Below are 19,384 nucleotides of genomic sequence, written 5' to 3'. Positions count from 1 at the left end.
ATGGCAGCATCCTTGAGAGGAGGTGAAATAGTTTGGCAACTGTACTGGAACGTGTATCCAAAGTGGTCGTCGACCGCCTCGGCGTGGACGAGAGCGAAGTGAAGCCGGAAGCTTCATTCCGCGATGATCTCGGCGCTGACTCCCTTGACGTCGTAGAACTCGTCATGGAGCTTGAAGACGAATTCGATCTGGAAATCTCCGATGAAGATGCGGAGAAGATCGGCACTGTCGGCGACGCCGTCAATTATATCGAACAAAAAGTCGGCTGACCCGGCTTTATGGAGGCAGCTGCCGTACCTTTTCGAGGGGAAAGCGGCCGCCTCTTTTCCATTTTGCGAAAACTGGCGGGAACAGGTAAACTGTGCATATATCCAATCTGAAAGGCAGATCATCATGACTATGAACCGTAAAGAACGCCATAAGCGTGATTCCTACCCGGAATCCGTACACAGAAAGTTTGAAGGGTTCCAAGAGGAGTTCGGCATCCGATTCAGCGATCCGACCCTGCTGTACAAGGCATTCACGCATTCATCCTATGTGAATGAGCACCGGAAGCGGATTCACGATGACAATGAGCGGCTTGAGTTCCTCGGCGACGCCGTGCTCGAGCTGACCGTCTCCCGCTTTCTGTTTGACACGTATCCATCCATGAGCGAAGGCGAACTGACGAAGCTGCGCGCAGCCATTGTCTGCGAACCGTCTCTCGTCCAATTTGCGAACGAACTCGGTTTCGGCAAGTATGTCCTGCTTGGCAAGGGCGAGGAGCAGACAGGCGGACGGACGCGACCGGCACTGCTGGCAGATGTATTCGAAGCGTTTGTCGGCGCCCTTTACCTCGACCACGGGTTCGATGAGGTACTCAAGTTTCTGGAAGGCGTCGTCTTCCCGAAAGTGAAAGTCGGTGCTTTTTCCCATGTGATGGATTATAAGAGCCAGCTGCAGGAAATCGTCCAGCAAAATGCGGGCGGCAACCTGCAATATCGCATCGTCGAGGAAAAAGGACCAGCCCACGACCGCATCTTTGTCTCTTCGGTCACGATCGACGGCAAGGAGCTGGGCAACGGGGAAGGGAAATCCAAAAAAGAGGCGGAGCAGCTTGCGGCCCGCCACGCCATCGCCGAACTGCGGGAAACCGAAGGGCAGGCGGACTGATTTGCATTTAAAACGATTGGAGATCTTCGGCTTCAAGTCGTTCGGAGAGCGCATCGGCCTGGATTTTGTGCCGGGCGTCACCGCGGTGGTCGGTCCGAACGGCAGCGGGAAGAGCAACGTCACCGACGCAATCCGCTGGGTGCTCGGCGAACAGTCTGCCAAGACGCTGCGGGGCGGCAAGATGGAGGATGTCATTTTCTCCGGCAGTGAATCCAGAAAGCCGCTCAATTTTGCCGAAGTGACCCTGATCCTCGACAACTCGGACGGGCGCGTGCCGCTCGACTTCCAGGAGATCAGCGTCAGCCGGCGGGTGTTCCGCTCGGGCGACAGTGAATACCAGATCAACCGTCAGGCATGCCGCCTGCGGGACATCACCGATCTTTTCATGGATTCGGGCCTCGGCAAGGAGGCGTTCTCGGTCATTTCACAAGGCCGCGTGGATGAGATCCTCAACAGCAAGCCTGAGGACCGCCGTTCGATCTTCGAGGAAGCGGCCGGCGTGCTGAAGTACAAACAGCGCCGCCGGAAGGCCGAGCATAAGCTGTTCGAGACAGAGGACAATCTGAACCGGGTCCTCGATATTCTGCATGAGCTCGAGGGCCGTCTGGAGCCTCTTCGGATCCAGGCATCCGCCGCAGAGGATTTTCTTGCGATGAGCGGCGAATTGAAAACGGCGGAAATCGCATTGATTGCCCATGATCTTGAAGAAAACCGCAACGCGAGGGAAGTCGTCCGCAAAAAACATGATGCGGCTGCAGAAAAAGAGCGGCAGGCGTCCGCTGAAGCGGAGAGCCGGGACGCCGTGCTCGCCGGGCTGCGAAGCGAAGCGGCAGCGCTGGCGGATGAGCTGGACGGCCTGCACAAGGAACTGGCGGAAGCCGTCGCCGGCACGGAAAAATGGGAAGGCCGCAGGCTGGTCATGCAGGAACGCCGGACAAACGCGGTCCGCCAGCTGGAACGGCTGCGGGCGGATCTGTCGGAGGCGGAAGCGGCCATCCTCTCCACGACGGGCAAACAGGCGGAGGCGGAGCGGCTTGCCGCCGAGAAAAAAGAAGCGCTTTCCGAAACCCGGAAAGAGATCCGGCGGCTGCAGGACGTCGCGGGGCGCCCGCTCGGCGAAACCGAGAAGCGGATCGACGAGCTCAAGTCCGTCTATATCGAACGGCTCAGCGAAGAGGCGGCCGTCAACAACGAACTGAAGCATCTCCGTATGCAGATCGACCAGCAGAAAGAGTCCGCGGAACGCAACCGGTCCCGGGCCGAGGAAACGGCCGGCGAACTGGACAAAGTCCGCAGGGAACTCCGGCGGGCGGAAGAGGCGGCCGGGAATCTGCAGAAGAGGCTGACGGAAGCGGAGCGGCTTGATTCCGAACGGGAAGAGGCCGAACGGAAGCTCGCCGGAGAACTCGCAGACAAGCAGGAACAGCTCTACAAGGCATACAGCCTGCAGGAAAAGCTCAAGGGCCGGAAGGAGGCCCTCCTCGCCATGGAAGCCGAACATGCCGGCTTCCATACGGGAGTCAAAGAAGTCCTGAGGGCCGCCGAGAAAGGACGTCTGCAGGGAATCGAGGGAGCCGTCGCCAAGCTGCTGGACGTTCGACCGGAATTCGCAAAGGCGATCGAAACGGCGCTCGGAGGCGGCATGCAGCATATCGTCACCGCTTCCGAATCGGATGCACGTCGGGCGATCGCCCACCTGAAGGAGAGCCGGAAGGGCCGGGCGACATTCCTCCCGCTCCCGGTCATGAAGCCGAGGCAGGTCGATGCCCAGACGCTCGCCAGGGTGAACGGCCACGGGGAATATAAGGGAACCGGCGATTCCGTTGTATCGGCCGACAGCAGATATTCGGTGATTGTCCGCAATTTACTCGGCAACGTCATCATCGCGGCCACGCTCAAAGGCGCGAATGAAATCGCAAAGATGGCGGGATACCGGTACCGGGTCGTGACGCTCGACGGGGACGTCGTCAATGCAGGCGGTTCCATGACGGGCGGCGGTTCGGACCGGAACAATCCGATCTTCATGCGGAAAGCCGAGCTGGAAAGCGTCTCGGCAGACCTTGTGCGCCTGGAGGGATCGATCGGGAATGCCGAACAGGCGGTCAGGCAGCTGAAGCTGGACAAACAGGAATTGTCCGGACTGCGGGGCTCCGCACAGAAACAACTGGCCGATCTCCGGAAAGAAGGGCAGGCGGCCAATGAGCAGCTGGCGGAGCTGAAGTCCGCGGAGCGCAGGCTTTCGGACAGGGCGGCGCTGTTCACGGATGAAGAGCAGGGCACGGCCGGAATGGCGGGCGGTCTTTCAAAACGGCTCGACGCCGCAGGCAGCCGGAAAGAGCGGCTCACTGCAGAACTGAAGGAAATCTCCGATGAGATCGAGAAGCTCGGGGAACTGTATGAACAGGGGCGCAACGAGCGTGACCGGATGATGGACCGGCTCGGTGAGCTGCGCTCGGAAGCGGCAGTGCTCGCCGAACAGGCTGCGCAGGCGGCCGCTGCCTCGGACACGCTCCAGACCGAACTCCGGTCGCTCGGACTCCGTGCCGGCCGGCTCAACGAAGAGATCGGCTGGCTGGAGGGAGACGGAAGCGACGGCCTCGGACCCGAAGAGATCGAACAGGAACTGGCCGGGTGGAAAAAGCGGCGGAAGGAAGCCGAGCAGGCGGTGGCCGGTGCGGTGAACCGCCGGGCCGCGCTTGAAGGCAGGATCAACCTGGAACAGACGCGTTACAAGCAGGCATCGGCGGCACAGGCGGAACATGCCCGGATCAGCCGTGAAACAGAGCTCCGTGCGGGCCGCCTGGACTATGAATTCGAGACACTGTCAGAAACGCTCATCGAGTCGTACGGGCTTGAAGAGGCGCCGGCCGCCGAGTTTCCGTTCCCGGAAGGGCTGGATGCCGAATCGGCCCGCCGCAAAGTCCGGCTGCTCAAGCAGTCGATCGACGAACTGGGCCCCGTCAACACGGGTGCCATCGACGAATTTGCCGCCGTTTCCGAGCGGCATCAATTTTTGTCTGACCAGCGCAGTGACCTGCTGGAAGCGAAGGAGACGCTCGAGGAGACGATCGGGGAAATGGATGCGGAAGTGACCGAACGGTTCGGCAGCACATTCCATGCGGTGAACCGCCAGTTCGGGATCGTGTTCAGGGAGCTGTTCGGCGGCGGCCGCACCGAACTCGTTCTGACGAACCCGGATGACCTGCTCACGACAGGCATCGACATCGTCGCATGTCCGCCGGGCAAGAAACTCCAGAACCTGAGCCTTCTGTCCGGCGGGGAACGGGCCCTCACGGCGATCGCGCTCTTGTTCGCCATCCTGAAAGTGCGTCCCGTACCGTTCTGTGTGCTCGACGAAGTGGAGGCGGCGCTGGATGAAGCGAACGTCCTCCGCTACAGCAACTACCTGAAAAAATTCAGCGACGAAACCCAGTTCATCGTCATCACCCACCGGAAGGGGACGATGGAAGGGGCGGATGTCCTCTACGGCATCACGATGCAGGAATCAGGCATCTCCAAGCCGGTATCCGTCAAGCTGACGGAAGGGGACGGCGTAGAATATGAAGAGCCCGTGCCGGCCGGCGGCGCGGGATGAAAGGGGACGGACATGAGCTTCTTTAAAAAACTGAAAGACAAGATTTCCGGGAAGCCGGATGAAACGACCGAGAAGTACAAAGAAGGGCTGGAGAAGACCCGCACGTCGTTCACGTCGAAGGTGAATGACCTGATCGCCCGTTACCGCAAGGTCGACGAGGACTTTTTCGAAGAACTCGAGGATCTGCTCCTGCAGGCGGACGTCGGTTTTGAGACCGTCATGGACCTGATGGACGATCTGCGGTTCGAGGTCCAGCGGAAAAATGTCAAAGACACCGAAGGGATCCAGTCCGTCATCTCGCAGAAGCTTGTCGACATCTACCGCGGCGGCGAGGAAGCGGACAGCTCGCTCAATATCCAGGAAGACGGCCTAACGGTCCTCCTGTTCGTCGGCGTCAACGGCGTCGGAAAGACGACGACGATCGGCAAGCTCGCGCGCCGGTTCATCGAGGAAGGGAAAACGGTCATGCTCGCGGCGGGTGACACTTTCCGTGCGGGCGCGATCGACCAGCTGCAGGTATGGGGCGACCGGGTCGGCGCGGAAGTGATCCGCCAGGCGGAAGGTTCCGATCCGGCGGCTGTCATGTACGATGCGATCCGTGCGGCCAAGAACCGCAAGGCCGACATCCTCATCTGCGATACGGCAGGCCGGCTCCAGAACAAAGTCAACCTCATGAACGAGCTTCAGAAGGTCCACCGCGTCATCAGCCGTGAAATCCCGGGGGCGCCCCACGAAACGCTCCTCGCGCTCGATGCCACGACCGGGCAGAATGCGCTCATCCAGGCGGAAACGTTCAAAGAGGTGACCGACGTCACCGGCATTGTCCTGACCAAGCTCGACGGCACGGCGAAAGGCGGGATCGTCCTGGCGATCCGCAACAAGCTCGGCATTCCGGTCAAGCTTGTCGGCCTCGGGGAAGGCATGGACGATCTGCAGCCATTTGACGCCGAGCGCTATGTCTACGGGCTCTTCGCCGAAGGGCTGGAGCAGGAGGACGCGGAAGAAGGCGGAGAATAACAGACAAGGCGATTGCCTTGACAGAATGTGCTTCCGCGTATAAAATGGCAACGTCAAGAAACGGGAAGGGAGGGGTTCGCATGCTTCTTGAAAAGACGACCCGCATGAACTTCCTATTCGACTTTTACCAGGCGCTCCTGACGGAAAAGCAGCGGAGCTACATGGAACTGTATTACCTGAATGACCTGTCGCTCGGTGAAATCGCCGAGCAGTACGGTGTGTCCAGGCAGGCGGTGTACGACAACATCCGCCGCACCGAGGCGATGCTGGAGGAGTACGAGGAGAAGCTTCAGCTTTTCGGAAAGTTCAGGGACCGCCGGGAAGCGATCGAATCGCTGACGGACGACATCCGGGCAGGCGGAGCCGCGCCCGAGTCGATCATCGGGCGCCTGGAAGACCTGAAACAATATGATTAATTAACCGGGAGGCGGGCATAGATGGCATTTGAAGGATTGGCCGAACGCCTGCAGAATACGCTTCAGAAGATCAAGGGCAAGGGCAAGGTGACCGAGGCCGACGTCAAGGAAATGATGCGGGAGGTCCGCTTCGCCCTCATCGAAGCCGACGTCAACCTGAAAGTCGTCAAGGAATTCGTCAAGAAAGTGGGCGAGCGTGCTGTCGGCGCGGATGTCATGGAAAGCCTGACGCCGGGCCAGCAGGTCGTCAAGATCGTCCGTGACGAACTCGCGGATCTGATGGGCGGCGAGTCCGAAACGCTGACGTTTTCGAAAAAGCCGCCGACCGTCATCATGATGGTCGGCCTGCAGGGCGCCGGCAAGACGACGACGACCGGCAAGCTCGCAAACCTGATCCGGAAGAAGTACAACCGGAAGCCGCTGCTCGCGGCCGCCGACGTCTACCGTCCGGCCGCCATCCAGCAGCTCGAGACGATCGGCCGGCAGCTCGACATGCCGGTGTTCTCGCTCGGGACGGACGTTTCTCCGGTCGACATTGCCAGGCAGGCAGTCGAAAAGGCGAAGGAAGAGCATTATGACGTCGTCTTCATCGATACGGCCGGCCGGCTTCAGATTGATGAGGCGCTCATGGGTGAGCTCCGCGACATCCACGAAGCCGTCAAGCCGGATGAGGTGTTCCTCGTCGTCGATGCGATGACCGGGCAGGTGGCGGCAAACGTCGCCGAGACATTTGATAAGCAGGTCGGCGTCACCGGCGTCGTCCTGACGAAGCTCGACGGCGACACCCGCGGCGGAGCCGCGCTGTCGATCCGTTCCGTGACCGGCAAGCCGGTGAAATTTGCGGGGATGGGCGAGAAGCTCGACGCCATCGAGGCATTTCATCCGGAGAGGATGGCCTCGCGGATCCTCGGCATGGGCGATGTCATGTCGCTCATCGAGAAGGCGCAGTCCGGCGTCGATGAACAGAAGGCGAAGGAGCTTGAGCAGAAATTCCGCGAGCAGTCGTTCACGTTCGACGACTTCCTTGAACAGCTCGAACAGGTCAAGAAGATGGGGCCGCTCGATGAACTGCTGAAGATGCTGCCGGGCGCCGGCAAGATCAAGGGCCTCGAAAACGCGAAAGTGGACGAGGGCCAGATGGCGCGCGTCGAAGCCGTCATCAAGTCGATGACGACGAAGGAGAAAAGCAACCCGGAGATCATCAACTCCAGCCGGAAAAAGCGGATCGCCCGCGGCTCCGGCACATCCATCCAGGAAGTGAACCGGCTTCTGAAACAGTTTGATGAGATGAAGAAAATGATGAAGCAGATGTCGGCCATGCAGCAGGGCAAGAGCCGGAAAAAGATGAAGCTTCCGGGCCTCGACTCGCTCTTTAAATGACGTGTTAAGAAAAAACACTTTACAAACGGAACAACCCTTGATATTATACTATCTTGTGTGAAACTACTCGGAGGTGCTATCAAATGGCAGTTAAAATCAGACTTAAACGCATGGGCGCGAAAAAGACGCCTTTCTATCGTATTGTTGTAGCGGATTCCCGCTCTCCGCGTGACGGACGCCAGATCGAAACGATCGGGACGTACAACCCGCTCACGAAGCCGGAAGAACTGAAGATCAACGAAGAACTCGCACTCAAGTGGCTCCAGGACGGCGCGAAGCCATCGGACACTGTCCGCAACCTTCTTGCTTCCCAGGGAATCATGGAAAAGTACCACAACGCCAAAACCGCCGCAAAATAATTCATTCACGGGGGCGACATGATGAAAAGGCTGATCGAGACGATTGTCAAACCGCTCGTTGATCACCCGGAACGGGTCCGCGTGGAGACGGAGGAGCAGGACGGCAGACTTGTCTGCAGACTGTCCGTTCATCCGGACGACATGGGAAAAGTGATCGGGAAGCAGGGCCGGGTTGCAGGTGCAATCCGGACCATTGTGAACTCAGCTTCCGCCGCCGGCCGGAAACGGGTGCGCGTGGACATCATGGACTGACTGGAAGGAAGGAGCATCTGTTCCTTCCTTTTTCTTTCATTATGGACCGAATGAATGCCAGGGAGGAATTCCATTGAATTGGTACAACGTCGGAAAAATTGTCAACACACACGGGATCCGCGGTGAAGTGCGTGTCATTTCCCGGACTGATTTTCCGGAGGAGCGCTATGCCGAAGGCACCCGTCTCGGACTGTTCATGCCGGGGGCGAAAGAGCCGGTCATCCTGACGGTCGCCTCCCACCGGGTCCACAAAAACTTCGACCTGCTCACGTTCGAGGGCCATCCGAACATCAACGACGTCGAGAAGTACCGGGACGGCATCCTGAAGGTGTCCGAACAGGACCTCGGGGAACTGGACGAAGGCGAATACTATTATCATGAGATTGTCGGCTGCACCGTCTATGCAGATGACGGCCGGGAGATCGGCGAAGTCACCGAAGTGATCGGGACGGGTGCGAACGACGTCTGGGCGGTCAAGCCGTCCGAAGGCAAAATGCACTACATCCCGTATATTGACGATGTCGTCCTGGAAGTCGACCCGGAGAAAAAGCGGATTGTGATCGATCCGATAGAGGGGCTGCTGTCCTGATGAACATCTCCGTCCTGTCGATCTTCCCCGAAATGTTCGGAGGGGTGTTCAATTCCTCGATCCTCAAGCGGGCGCAGGAGGGCGGGGCCGTCCGGCTGTCCGTCCGCGATTTCCGGGAATTCGCCACCGATAAACACCACAAGGTCGACGACTATCCATACGGCGGCGGTGCAGGAATGGTGCTCAAGCCCGAGCCGCTGTTCCGTGCAGTCGAGAGCCTGGCGGAGGAGGGCCGGAAGCCGCGCATCCTCCTCATGTGCCCGCAGGGGGAGCGGTTCACCCAGCGCAAGGCGGAGGAACTCTCCCGGGAGGAAGACCTGATCTTCCTATGCGGGCACTATGAAGGCTATGACGAGCGCATCCGCGAGCATCTCGTCACGGATGAGATCTCGCTCGGCGACTTCGTCCTCACCGGAGGGGAACTCGCCGCCATGACCGTCATCGACAGCGTCGTCCGGCTCCTGCCCGGCGTCCTCGGCAACGAGGACTCCCCGGAGCATGATTCCTTCTCGACCGGCCTGCTCGAGCACCCGCACTACACCCGCCCGGCCGATTTCCGGGGGATGAAGGTGCCGGACGTCCTCCTGTCGGGCAACCACGCAGAAATCGACCGCTGGCGCGAGGAACAGTCACTGGAACGCACCTTTACCCGGCGTCCCGACCTGCTCCATAAAATGGATCTCACCGACCGCCAGAAGAAATACCTGAAAAGCATCGGCTGGAAAGGCTGACCGGTCCCGGTCCCGTGCCGGAAAACATGACTGGCACTTGCCGGCAGACGCCGGTTGTGTTATCATTCATTCTGTGCTTCCATGCGAAGCGCTCGATTACGGTGTTCCGCTGCAGCGCAACAATGCATGAGCATCTGTAGCAAGGAGAGGGAAACATGACAAACATCATTACAGAAATCACGAAGGAGCAACTCCGTACGGATCTCCCGACGTTCCGCCCCGGCGACACGGTACGCGTACACGTGAAGGTCGTTGAAGGCACGCGCGAACGGATCCAGGTTTACGAAGGGGTTGTCATCAAGCGTCGCGGCGGCGGCATCAGCGAGACATTCACAGTCCGCAAAATTTCCTACGGTGTAGGAGTTGAGCGTACGTTCCCTGTGCACACGCCAAAAATTGCAAAGCTTGAAGTGATTCGCCGCGGTAAAGTACGCCGTGCGAAGCTGTACTACCTCCGCAACCTTCGCGGAAAAGCTGCCCGCATCAAAGAAATCCGATAAGCCATTTCGAAAGGGAGCCCACAGCGGCTCCTTTTCTTTTTGCCTCGCCCTTTCATACACTGTACAATAGAAGAAACTGAACAGGGAGGCCTGGAGGCATGACAGAGAAGAAGAAGAAAAATGAACTGTGGGAGTGGACGAAGGTCCTCCTGATCGCCTTCGGGCTCGCGGCCCTCATCCGGTATCTCCTATTCACCCCGATCGTCGTGGACGGCGAGTCGATGATGCCGACGCTTGAAGACGGAGACAGAATGATCGTCAACAAAATCGGCTATACGATCGGCGGCCCGAAACGGTTTGACATTGTCGTGTTCCATGCGCCGGAACGCAAGGACTACATCAAGCGGGTCATCGGCCTTCCCGGCGACCATGTCGAGTACAGGGACGATCAGCTCTACATCAACGGCGAGCCGTACGATGAGCCGTATCTCGATGAGTATAAGGCGGCGCTCAACGGTCTCTCGGAAGGTCCGCTGACCGAGGACTTCACGCTCGAAGACAAGATCCAGCGTTCGACCGTCCCGGAGGGGCACGTGTTCGTCATGGGAGACAACCGGCGGTACAGCAAGGACTCCCGGCATATCGGCGTGATCCCGTACGATGAGATCATCGGGAACACAAGTCTCATTTTCTGGCCGATCGACGACTTCGGGCTCGCCCGATAGCAGGAGGAAACAGCATGACAATCCAATGGTTCCCCGGACATATGGCGAAAGCCCGCAGGGAAGTCACAGAAAAACTGAAAATGGTGGACATTGTCTTCGAACTGATCGATGCCCGCCTGCCCGATTCCTCGCGGAATCCGATGATTGACGAGGTGATCAGCCAGAAGCCGAGGCTCATGATCCTGAACAAAAAAGACATGGCCGATGACGCGGAGACCGCCCGCTGGCTCGAGCGGTTCCGGAAAGACGGGATCGAAGCGGTCGCCATCAATTCACTGGACGGCAAAGGCCTGCAGCAGGTGACCAAGGCGGCAAAGGCCATCCTGAAGGAAAAGTGGGACCGCATGGCGGCAAGGGGCATTCGTCCGCGTGCCATCCGGGCCATGATCGTCGGCATCCCGAACGTCGGCAAATCGACGCTCATCAACCGGCTTGCCGGGAAAAACATCGCCAGGACCGGCAACACGCCGGGCGTGACGAAGGCACAGCAGTGGATCAAAGTCGGCAAGGAACTCGAACTGCTCGATACGCCGGGGATCCTCTGGCCGAAGTTCGAAGATCCGGAAGCGGGCTACAAGCTTGCGCTCACCGGTGCGATCAAAGATACAATCACGGAGAAGCAGGATCTGGCCGTCTACGGGCTCAGGTTCCTCGAAGCCCATTATCCGGAACGCCTGGAAGAGCGGTACGGCCTGGCGGATCTGTCCGCCGGCATACCGGAGGCGTTCGACCGGATCGGGGAGCGCCGGCGCGTGTATGAAAAAGGCGGGATCATCGACTACGACGGAGTTTCCGAACTGATCGTCCGGGATATCCGGGACCAGCAGCTCGGCCGGCTGTCGTTCGACTTTGCCGAAGAACGCTGAGACGGACAGCGGCTGTCCGGCTGAAACCCGGGGAATGGAAAAGCAAGGATGACGGAGGATTCCGCGGCGGGCCCGCGGAGGGTGACCCGTGTCCTTGCTTTTTGCGTTTTGCCGAAGCGGAACGGGCCGTCGCCGGATTTCGATGCGTTCCCCCGGCATGCCCTTATACATAACGGAAGGTGGAACAAGCATGAAAGAAAAGATGACGGTGAAGGAAGTCAGGGAGTGGCTGGAAACCGCGGAAGGCGGCGAGGAATTGTTCTGCGCGCTGAAGGCAGACAGCCGCGCCGGCGTGAAGAAACTGATCGCCTCCTGGGAAAGGCGCCGGGAGAAAGCGGAAAAGATGCGCAGCAGCCATCTCGGGAAGGAGGCGTTCGATGCCGGCTTCCGGTCTGACCCGCTCGACCGGGTGGCGGGAGTGGACGAGGCGGGGAGGGGGCCCCTCGCCGGACCGGTCGTGACGGCGGCGGTCATCCTTCCCCCCCATGCGCCGACGCTCGTCGGCCTGGACGACTCGAAGGCGCTGACCCGCAGTGAGCGGGAGCGGCTCGCGGAACTCATCCGCGAAACGGCGGTCGCCTGGTCCGTCCATGTGCAGCCCGCCGCGGAAATCGACCGTCTGAACATTTACCAGGCGACGAAGCGGTCGATGGAGGAGGCCGTCCGCGCCCTCGATGTCCGCCCGGAGTCGGTGATCGCGGATGCGATGAACCTGGATGCGGGCATCCCGTGCAGCAGCGTCGTCAAAGCCGATGCAAAGAGCCTTGCGGTCGCGGCGGCATCCGTCCTTGCCAAGACGGAGAGGGACCGGTATATGGACAGGCTGCATGAACGGCATCCCGTCTACAACTTCAAGCGCAATGCCGGCTACCCGACTCCGGAGCATCTGCGGGCGCTTGAGCAGCACGGACCGTGCCCGGAACACCGGACGTCATTCGCCCCGGTTGCCGGCTGTGCGGCACAAACCGTCGGAATTCGATCTTGATCGTCAACAATTATGGACAACCTGTGACGAGTTGATTACAATGGGGGATGGCAAGAAATTATCAGCAGTTCGATTGGAGGATGTAAGATGAATATCCATGAGTACCAAGGGAAACAGCTTCTTCGCGAATTCGGCGTCGAAGTTCCGAAGGGGATGGTTGCATTTTCCCCGGAAGAGGCCGTGAAGGCGGCGAAGGAACTCGGCTCCGCTGTTACCGTCGTCAAGGCACAGATCCACGCGGGTGGCCGCGGGAAGGCCGGCGGCGTCAAGCTCGCCAAGAGCATCGATGAAGTGCGCGACTACGCGAAGGAACTTCTCGGCAAAGTCCTCGTCACACACCAGACGGGTCCTGAAGGGAAAGAAGTCAAGCGACTCTACATCGAGGAAGGGTCCGACATCCTCAAAGAATACTATATCAGCCTCGTCGTGGACCGTTCGACGGACCGCGTTGTCCTGATGGGCTCCGAAGAGGGCGGCATGGACATCGAGGAAGTGGCCGAAAAGACTCCTGAGAAGATCTTCAAAGAAGTCATCGACCCGGTCATCGGCCTTGCCGGCTTCCAGGCGCGCCGCATGGCTTTCAACATGAACATCCCTGCGAAGCTCGTAAACAAGGCAGCGAAGCTGTTCCTCGGCCTCTACGAAGCATTCATCAGCAAAGACGCTTCGATCGTCGAGATCAACCCGCTCGTCGTCACGGGCGACGACAAAGTCATGGCGCTCGACGCGAAGTTCAACTTTGACTCGAACGCACTTTACCGCCATGCCGACATCGTGGAACTCCGCGACTTCGACGAAGAAGATCCGAAAGAGATCGAAGCATCGAAATATGACCTCAGCTACGTATCCCTTGACGGAAACATCGGCTGCATGGTCAACGGTGCGGGCCTCGCCATGTCCACGATGGACACGATCAACTTCTACGGCGGCCGACCGGCCAACTTCCTCGACGTTGGGGGCGGCGCGACAGCCGAAAAAGTGACAGAAGCATTCAAGATCATCCTGTCCGATGCGAACGTGAAAGGCATCTTCGTCAATATCTTCGGCGGCATCATGAAGTGCGACATCATTGCAGAAGGCGTCATCCAGGCGACGAAGCAACTCGGCCTTGAAGTGCCGCTCGTTGTCCGCCTTGAAGGCACGAACGTTGACGCGGGCAAGAAGCTTCTGAACGAATCCGGTCTGAACATCACTTCCGCCGACTCCATGGCGGACGGCGCACAAAAAATTGTCGAACTCGTAGGCTAAGAAAGGCGGGAAAACGATGGGCATTTATATCGATAAGGATACAAAAGTTCTGGTACAGGGAATCACGGGCTCCACTGCCCTTTTCCATACGAAACAAATGATCGAATACGGCACGAAGATCGTCGGCGGCGTGACGCCCGGCAAGGGCGGCACGGAAGTTGAAGGCGTACCGGTCTTCAACACGGTCGAGGAAGCGGTCAAAGCGACGGGCGCAAACGTTTCCGTCATCTATGTTCCGGCTCCGTTCGCAGCCGATGCGATCCTTGAAGCGGTCGATGCGGAACTCGATCTCACAATCTGCATCACCGAACATATTCCGGTTCTGGACATGGTGAAGGTTGTCCGGTACATGGAAGGCAAGAAGACCCGCCTCATCGGGCCGAACTGCCCGGGCGTAATCACGGCGGACGAGTGCAAGATCGGCATCATGCCGGGCTACATCCACACGAAGGGCCACGTCGGCGTCGTTTCCCGCTCCGGGACACTCACGTACGAAGCGGTCCACCAGCTGTCGACCGAAGGCATCGGCCAGACGACTGCAGTCGGAATCGGCGGAGACCCGGTCAACGGCACGAACTTCATCGACGTTCTCAAAGAGTTCAATGAAGACCCTGAAACACTTGCGGTCGTCATGATCGGCGAAATCGGCGGAACGGCCGAAGAAGAAGCGGCAGAGTGGGTCAAGGCCAACATGAAGAAGCCGGTAACAGGCTTCATCGGCGGCCAGACGGCACCTCCAGGGAAGCGCATGGGCCATGCCGGCGCCATCATTTCCGGCGGCAAAGGAACAGCAAAAGACAAAATCGCGGCGATGGAAGCGGCCGGCATCAGAGTTGCCGAAACGCCATCCGTCATCGGTGAAACGATGATCAAGGTCCTGAAGGAAAAGGGCCTGTACGAAAAGTGCAAAACAAACTAAAATGAAAGTGCGGCGCATCTCGCGCCGCACTTTTATTATTTCCCGGCATCCGCCGGAAGGAGGTTGTGGAGATCAAAGATTTTGAGGAACGCCTTTTAGCGCTGCATTATGCCTTCCCGGCCCCGTTGAACCGGCTGGACCGGCTGCTCGCCGCGGACCCGGAACTGGAGGCGGCCGGCCGCATGCGCGCTTCAGAGCTCGCTTTCCTGCTTGACCTTGACATGGAAAGGGCAAAACTTCTCCAGAGCCGGATCGCCCGGCAGGCGGACCCCCCGTACACAGACATGTATGCCGCCCGCTCAATCATTCCGATCCCTTACACCCACCCCCTGTACCCGACTTCCCTCAAGCGCCTCATCGATCCCCCGGCCGTGCTCTATGCCGCAGGGGATCCGACCATCCTTTCAATTCCCAAAAAAGCGGCCGTCATCGGCTCGCGGCGGGCCACTTCGTATTCCCGGCAAGCCATCTCCCTGATCGTCCCTCCGCTCGTCGGCGAGGGCATCCCGATCGTCAGCGGCCTCGCGAAAGGTGCCGATGCGATGGCCCATGATGCGGCCATCCGGTACGGCGGCAGGACGATCGCGGTACTCGGCCACGGACTGTTCCACCGCTACCCGAAAGAGAACAACGCCCTGTACGAGGTGATCGGGAAGGAGCATCTGCTCCTCACGGAATACCCGCCGTACGCAGGGCCGAAAAAATGGCAGTTCCCGATGAGGAACCGCATCATCAGCGGCCTCTCGGATATCGTCATCGTCACCGAGGCGGCGTCGAAGAGCGGGACGATGAGCACGATCGACCATGCCCTGGAACACGGCAAGGACATCCAGGCCGTTCCGGGTCCGGTGAATTCGCCGCTCTCGGCCGGACCGAACCGGCTCATCCTTGAAGGGGCCACCCCGGCACTGGACGGCCACACCGTCCTTGGCGGTCCGCCGGGAGGAGGGACATGACCGGCCGGAGGACTCCCGGCGTCTGCGGAACCCGGGGCGGCCAGAGCCTCCGGAAAAACGGCAAACGGTTTCAAAGAACGGTGATCCGGGCCCGGATGCAGGTCCATAATCACCGGCCGGAACGGAACGTTTGCGGCATCCGGAACAAGGGCAGGAACCGAAAATGGTTGCATTTAAATAGAAGTTATATTACATTTTGCAACAGGACTTTGTTTACAATGGCAATGGCAACCTCGACAGGAGGCAGTTTGAATGGCGGATTATCTCGTCATCGTCGAATCGCCCGCAAAAGCGAAGACGATTGAAAAATATCTTGGTAAAAAATATAAAGTGAAAGCATCCGTCGGACACGTCATCGACCTGCCCCGCAGCCAGATGGGCGTGGACGTCGAACACGGATACGAGCCGAAGTACATCACCATCCGCGGCAAGGGGCCGGTTCTACAGGAACTGAAGAGCGCTGCGAAAAAAGCGAAGAAAGTCTTTCTCGCATCCGACCCCGACAGAGAAGGGGAAGCGATCGCCTGGCATCTTGCACAGGCACTCGGAATCGATGAAGACACCGACTGCAGGGTCGTCTTCAATGAAATCACGAAAGATGCGATCGTCGAATCATTCAAGCATCCGCGGCCGATCAACAAAGACCGCGTCGATGCCCAGCAGGCAAGGCGCGTGCTCGACCGGCTTGTCGGATACAACATCAGCCCGATCCTCTGGAAAAAGGTGAAGAAGGGGCTGTCGGCCGGACGCGTGCAATCGGTTGCGCTGCGGCTCATCATCGACAGGGAAAATGAAATCCGGCAATTTAAGCCCGAAGAGTACTGGTCGATCACCGGAACGTTCGGAAAAGGGAAGAAAGAATTCACGGCCGGCTATCATGGAGACGGCCGACAGAAGGTGAAGCTCCCGGACCGCGCTTCGGTCGACCGGGTGCTCGGCAAGCTGAAGGGTGATGAGTTTGAAGTTGCCGAACTCATCAAGAAGGAACGCAAGCGCAACCCTGCACCTCCGTTCACGACGTCGTCCCTCCAGCAGGAAGCAGCCAGGAAGCTGAATTTCCGCGCCCGCAAGACGATGATGCTCGCCCAGCAGCTCTACGAAGGGATCAACGTCGGCAAGGAAGGCAGCGTCGGTCTGATCACCTACATGCGGACGGACTCCACCCGGATCTCCGACACCGCGAAGAAGGAAGCGTCCGACTTCATCAATTCCGAATACGGCAAAGAATTCGGGGCGCCGGGAGAACGGCAGACGAAACAGAAAAATGCGCAGGATGCCCACGAGGCGATCCGCCCCACGTCCGTCCTCCGCACGCCGGCATCCCTCAAGGCCGTCCTTTCCAACGACCAGCTGAAGCTGTACAGGCTCATCTGGGAACGCTTCATCGCGAGCCGCATGGCGCCGGCGATCCTGGACACGGTTACGGCTGACCTCGTCCAGGGCGATGTCATGTTCCGGGCGACCGGCTCCCAGGTGAAATTCCCGGGCTTCATGAAAGTGTACGTGGAAGGCGAAGACGACAAGACGGACGAAAAAGAGAAAATGCTCCCTCCGATGGAGAAGGGCGACATCGTGAAGAGCGTCAAGATCGAACCGAAACAGCACTTCACCCAGCCGCCTCCCCGCTACACGGAAGCGCGCCTCGTCAAGACGCTCGAGGAGCTCGGCATCGGCCGCCCGTCGACGTATGCACCGACGCTGGACACGATCCAGAAGCGCGGCTATGTGTCGCTCGACGCCAAGCGGTTCGTCCCGACCGAGCTCGGGGAGATCGTCCACTCGCTCGTCCAGGAATTCTTCCCTGAAATCATCGACATCGAGTTCACGGCCGAGATGGAGAAAGACCTCGACAGCATCGAAGAGGGACAGAACCGCTGGGTCGAGGTCATCGATTCATTCTACAAGGACTTCGAGCGGCGCCTGAAAGTCGCGGATGCCGAGATGGAGAAGGTCGTCATCAAGGACGAGCCGGCGGGCGAGGACTGCGAAAAGTGCGGTTCCCCGATGGTCATCAAACTCGGCCGGTACGGCAAATTCATGGCATGCTCCAACTTCCCGGACTGCCGGAACACGAAACCGATCCTCAAAAAGATCGGCGTCACCTGCCCGAAATGCAAAGAGGGCGAAGTCGTGGAGCGGAAGAGCAAGACAAAGCGGATCTTCTACAGCTGCGACCGCTATCCGGACTGCGACTTCATCTCGTGGGACAAGCCGGTCGCAAGGCCTTGTCCGAAATGCAGCGGCATGCTCGTCGAGAAGAAGCTGAAAAAAGGAAAGCAGATCCAGTGCGCAGACTGTGACTATAAAGAACAGCCGCAACAGTGAAAGGGGGCTGACTGGACATGGCACCAGTCGTCAATGTAATCGGGGCCGGCCTCGCGGGAAGCGAAGCCGCCTGGCAAATCGCCAAAAGGGGCGTCAATGTCCGCCTCTATGAAATGCGTCCGGTACGCCAGACGCCCGCACATCACACCGGACAGTTTGCAGAGCTTGTCTGCACGAACTCCCTCCGTGCGAACAACCTGACGAATGCCGTCGGCGTCCTGAAGGAAGAAATGCGGATCCTTGACTCTGTGATCATGCAGTCTGCCGACTCCAGTGCGGTCCCGGCAGGCGGCGCCCTTGCAGTGGACCGGCATGACTTTGCCGGCCGGGTGACGGAGCAGGTGAAAAACCACCCGCTCGTCGAGGTGATCAACGGGGAAGTGACCGAGATCCCGGATGGAATCACCATCATCGCCACGGGTCCACTTACTTCCGAAGGGCTCGCCGAGCAGATCGGCAGGCTGACGGGCGAGTATGATCTATATTTCTATGATGCGGCCGCGCCGATCATAGAGAAGGATTCCATCGACATGGACAAGGTCTATCTGAAGTCCCGCTACGACAAGGGGGAGGCAGCCTACCTGAACTGCCCGATGAACGAGGAAGAGTACAACCGGTTCTATGAAGCCCTGACCACGGCAGAAACGGTCGCGCTGAAGGACTTCGAGGAAGAGAAATACTTCGAAGGGTGCATGCCGGTCGAAGAGATGGCCCGCCGCGGCCGTGACACGCTCCGCTTCGGCCCGATGAAGCCGGTCGGACTCGAGGACCCGAAAACCGGCAAGACGCCGTATGCGGTCGTCCAGCTCCGGCAGGACAACGCCGCCGGAACGCTCTACAATATCGTCGGATTCCAGAACCATATGAAATGGGGCCCGCAGCGTGAAGTCATCCGTCTCATCCCGGGCCTTGAAGAAGCGGAGATCGTCCGCTTCGGGGTCATCCACCGCAACACGTTCATCAATTCCCCGAAAGTGCTCGGGCCGACATACCAGCTGCGCAGCCGCAACACACTGTTCTTCGCCGGCCAGATGACCGGGGTGGAAGGCTATGTGGAATCGGCGGGCAGCGGACTCGTCGCGGGCATCAACGCGGCACGCCTCGCACTCGGCCAGGAGCCGGTCGTCTTCCCGGCGGAAACGGCGCTCGGCAGCATGGCCCGCTACATCAGCGAAGCAGATCCGAACAACTTCCAGCCGATGAACGTCAACTTCGGCCTGTTCCCCTCGCTCGGCGAGAAAGTCCGCAAAAAACAAGAGCGGGCCGAGAAGCAGGCTGAGCGGGCGCTCGGCACAATTCGAAATTTCAAGAATACAATAGCGGATTGATTGTGCAAAGCCTCTAAATGTCTTATACTTTTAGAGGCTTTTGTATTTGCACGGGGAATGGTATGAAAATGAACTGACAACAACCATCTGAGGGGTGATGC

Annotated in this window: 19 protein-coding genes; all 19 read left to right on the top strand. The window is 59.2% G+C overall.

Translation table 11 applies throughout. The features are described from left to right. Positions 1 to 32 precede the first annotated feature (32 nt). The 19 genes from B0B07_RS01125 to trmFO all read left to right on the top strand — a co-directional run bounded on the left by B0B07_RS01125 (position 33) and on the right by trmFO (position 19,283). The gene (locus B0B07_RS01125) at positions 33 to 269 is read left to right on the top strand and encodes an acyl carrier protein (RefSeq protein ID WP_076756535.1); all 237 of its coding nucleotides are present in this window, start codon (positions 33 to 35) and stop codon (positions 267 to 269) included. Positions 270 to 393: 124 nt separating this feature from the next. After that, on the top strand, positions 394 to 1,152 hold the full coding sequence (rnc, locus tag B0B07_RS01120; protein WP_084186491.1) for a ribonuclease III: 759 nt from the start codon (positions 394 to 396) through the stop codon (positions 1,150 to 1,152). Between the two features lies 1 nt (position 1,153). Next, complete coding sequence (gene smc, locus B0B07_RS01115; protein WP_076756534.1) at positions 1,154 to 4,747, top strand: chromosome segregation protein SMC; 3,594 nt, start codon at positions 1,154 to 1,156, stop codon at positions 4,745 to 4,747. A gap of 12 nt (positions 4,748 to 4,759) precedes the next feature. After that, the gene (gene ftsY, locus B0B07_RS01110) at positions 4,760 to 5,764 is read left to right on the top strand and encodes a signal recognition particle-docking protein FtsY (protein ID WP_076756533.1); all 1,005 of its coding nucleotides are present in this window, start codon (positions 4,760 to 4,762) and stop codon (positions 5,762 to 5,764) included. Positions 5,765 to 5,844: 80 nt separating this feature from the next. Further along, positions 5,845 to 6,180, top strand: a complete 336-nt coding sequence (locus B0B07_RS01105) for a putative DNA-binding protein (protein WP_076756532.1) — start codon at positions 5,845 to 5,847, stop codon at positions 6,178 to 6,180. Positions 6,181 to 6,201: 21 nt separating this feature from the next. Next, entirely contained in the window at positions 6,202 to 7,560 is a 1,359-nt protein-coding gene (ffh, locus tag B0B07_RS01100; protein WP_076756531.1) for a signal recognition particle protein, read from the top strand. Positions 7,561 to 7,643: 83 nt separating this feature from the next. Beyond that, entirely contained in the window at positions 7,644 to 7,919 is a 276-nt protein-coding gene (gene rpsP / locus B0B07_RS01095; RefSeq protein WP_076756530.1) for a 30S ribosomal protein S16, read from the top strand. 21 nt (positions 7,920 to 7,940) lie between these two features. Beyond that, positions 7,941 to 8,171 carry a KH domain-containing protein gene (locus B0B07_RS01090; RefSeq protein WP_076756529.1) on the top strand — a complete coding sequence of 77 codons (231 nt, stop codon included), beginning with the start codon at positions 7,941 to 7,943 and terminating at the stop codon, positions 8,169 to 8,171. Between the two features lie 73 nt (positions 8,172 to 8,244). Further along, positions 8,245 to 8,760 carry a ribosome maturation factor RimM gene (gene rimM, locus B0B07_RS01085; RefSeq protein WP_076756528.1) on the top strand — a complete coding sequence of 172 codons (516 nt, stop codon included), beginning with the start codon at positions 8,245 to 8,247 and terminating at the stop codon, positions 8,758 to 8,760. Continuing rightward, positions 8,760 to 9,491, top strand: a complete 732-nt coding sequence (trmD, locus tag B0B07_RS01080) for a tRNA (guanosine(37)-N1)-methyltransferase TrmD (RefSeq protein ID WP_076756527.1) — start codon at positions 8,760 to 8,762, stop codon at positions 9,489 to 9,491. Before rimM ends, trmD begins: the two co-directional genes overlap by 1 nt. 155 nt (positions 9,492 to 9,646) lie before the next feature. Then, on the top strand, positions 9,647 to 9,991 hold the full coding sequence (gene rplS / locus B0B07_RS01075; RefSeq protein WP_076756526.1) for a 50S ribosomal protein L19: 345 nt from the start codon (positions 9,647 to 9,649) through the stop codon (positions 9,989 to 9,991). A gap of 98 nt (positions 9,992 to 10,089) precedes the next feature. Continuing rightward, positions 10,090 to 10,656, top strand: coding sequence for a signal peptidase I (gene lepB / locus B0B07_RS01070; RefSeq protein WP_076756525.1), 567 nt, complete (start codon positions 10,090 to 10,092; stop codon positions 10,654 to 10,656). A gap of 14 nt (positions 10,657 to 10,670) precedes the next feature. After that, the gene (gene ylqF, locus B0B07_RS01065) at positions 10,671 to 11,522 is read left to right on the top strand and encodes a ribosome biogenesis GTPase YlqF (RefSeq protein ID WP_076756524.1); all 852 of its coding nucleotides are present in this window, start codon (positions 10,671 to 10,673) and stop codon (positions 11,520 to 11,522) included. A gap of 190 nt (positions 11,523 to 11,712) precedes the next feature. Beyond that, entirely contained in the window at positions 11,713 to 12,507 is a 795-nt protein-coding gene (locus B0B07_RS01060) for a ribonuclease HII (RefSeq protein WP_084186490.1), read from the top strand. Positions 12,508 to 12,594: 87 nt separating this feature from the next. Then, positions 12,595 to 13,755, top strand: coding sequence for an ADP-forming succinate--CoA ligase subunit beta (gene sucC / locus B0B07_RS01055; RefSeq protein ID WP_076756523.1), 1,161 nt, complete (start codon positions 12,595 to 12,597; stop codon positions 13,753 to 13,755). Positions 13,756 to 13,771: 16 nt separating this feature from the next. Next, a complete protein-coding gene (gene sucD / locus B0B07_RS01050) occupies positions 13,772 to 14,674 on the top strand; it encodes a succinate--CoA ligase subunit alpha (RefSeq protein WP_076756522.1) in 903 nt (300 codons plus the stop codon). A 65-nt stretch (positions 14,675 to 14,739) separates the two neighbouring features. Continuing rightward, positions 14,740 to 15,630: a DNA-processing protein DprA gene (dprA, locus tag B0B07_RS01045; RefSeq protein ID WP_076756521.1), complete on the top strand. Its 891-nt coding sequence runs from the start codon at positions 14,740 to 14,742 to the stop codon at positions 15,628 to 15,630. Positions 15,631 to 15,882: 252 nt separating this feature from the next. Beyond that, positions 15,883 to 17,955: a type I DNA topoisomerase gene (gene topA, locus B0B07_RS01040; protein ID WP_076756520.1), complete on the top strand. Its 2,073-nt coding sequence runs from the start codon at positions 15,883 to 15,885 to the stop codon at positions 17,953 to 17,955. Between the two features lie 17 nt (positions 17,956 to 17,972). Continuing rightward, a complete protein-coding gene (trmFO, locus tag B0B07_RS01035; RefSeq protein WP_076756519.1) occupies positions 17,973 to 19,283 on the top strand; it encodes an FADH(2)-oxidizing methylenetetrahydrofolate--tRNA-(uracil(54)-C(5))-methyltransferase TrmFO in 1,311 nt (436 codons plus the stop codon). Positions 19,284 to 19,384: the final 101 nt, after the last annotated feature.

This window comes from Edaphobacillus lindanitolerans, from assembly GCF_900156305.1.
Lineage (GTDB): Bacteria > Bacillota > Bacilli > Bacillales_A > Planococcaceae > Bhargavaea > Bhargavaea lindanitolerans.
The sequence above is the reverse complement of the archived record's forward strand: the minus strand, read 5'-3'. Positions and strand labels throughout refer to the sequence as shown.

Bases quoted from the DNA above. Each gene is read 5' to 3' on its own strand.
- rnc (WP_084186491.1), top strand. From the start codon at position 394: ATGACTATGAACCGTAAAGAACGCCATAAGCGTGATTCCTACCCGGAA.
- ftsY (WP_076756533.1), top strand. From the start codon at position 4,760: ATGAGCTTCTTTAAAAAACTGAAAGACAAGATTTCCGGGAAGCCGGAT.
- B0B07_RS01105 (WP_076756532.1), top strand. From the start codon at position 5,845: ATGCTTCTTGAAAAGACGACCCGCATGAACTTCCTATTCGACTTTTAC.
- ffh (WP_076756531.1), top strand. From the start codon at position 6,202: ATGGCATTTGAAGGATTGGCCGAACGCCTGCAGAATACGCTTCAGAAG.
- rpsP (WP_076756530.1), top strand. From the start codon at position 7,644: ATGGCAGTTAAAATCAGACTTAAACGCATGGGCGCGAAAAAGACGCCT.
- B0B07_RS01090 (WP_076756529.1), top strand. From the start codon at position 7,941: ATGAAAAGGCTGATCGAGACGATTGTCAAACCGCTCGTTGATCACCCG.
- trmD (WP_076756527.1), top strand. From the start codon at position 8,760: ATGAACATCTCCGTCCTGTCGATCTTCCCCGAAATGTTCGGAGGGGTG.
- rplS (WP_076756526.1), top strand. From the start codon at position 9,647: ATGACAAACATCATTACAGAAATCACGAAGGAGCAACTCCGTACGGAT.
- lepB (WP_076756525.1), top strand. From the start codon at position 10,090: ATGACAGAGAAGAAGAAGAAAAATGAACTGTGGGAGTGGACGAAGGTC.
- ylqF (WP_076756524.1), top strand. From the start codon at position 10,671: ATGACAATCCAATGGTTCCCCGGACATATGGCGAAAGCCCGCAGGGAA.
- B0B07_RS01060 (WP_084186490.1), top strand. From the start codon at position 11,713: ATGAAAGAAAAGATGACGGTGAAGGAAGTCAGGGAGTGGCTGGAAACC.
- sucC (WP_076756523.1), top strand. From the start codon at position 12,595: ATGAATATCCATGAGTACCAAGGGAAACAGCTTCTTCGCGAATTCGGC.
- sucD (WP_076756522.1), top strand. From the start codon at position 13,772: ATGGGCATTTATATCGATAAGGATACAAAAGTTCTGGTACAGGGAATC.
- topA (WP_076756520.1), top strand. From the start codon at position 15,883: ATGGCGGATTATCTCGTCATCGTCGAATCGCCCGCAAAAGCGAAGACG.
- trmFO (WP_076756519.1), top strand. From the start codon at position 17,973: ATGGCACCAGTCGTCAATGTAATCGGGGCCGGCCTCGCGGGAAGCGAA.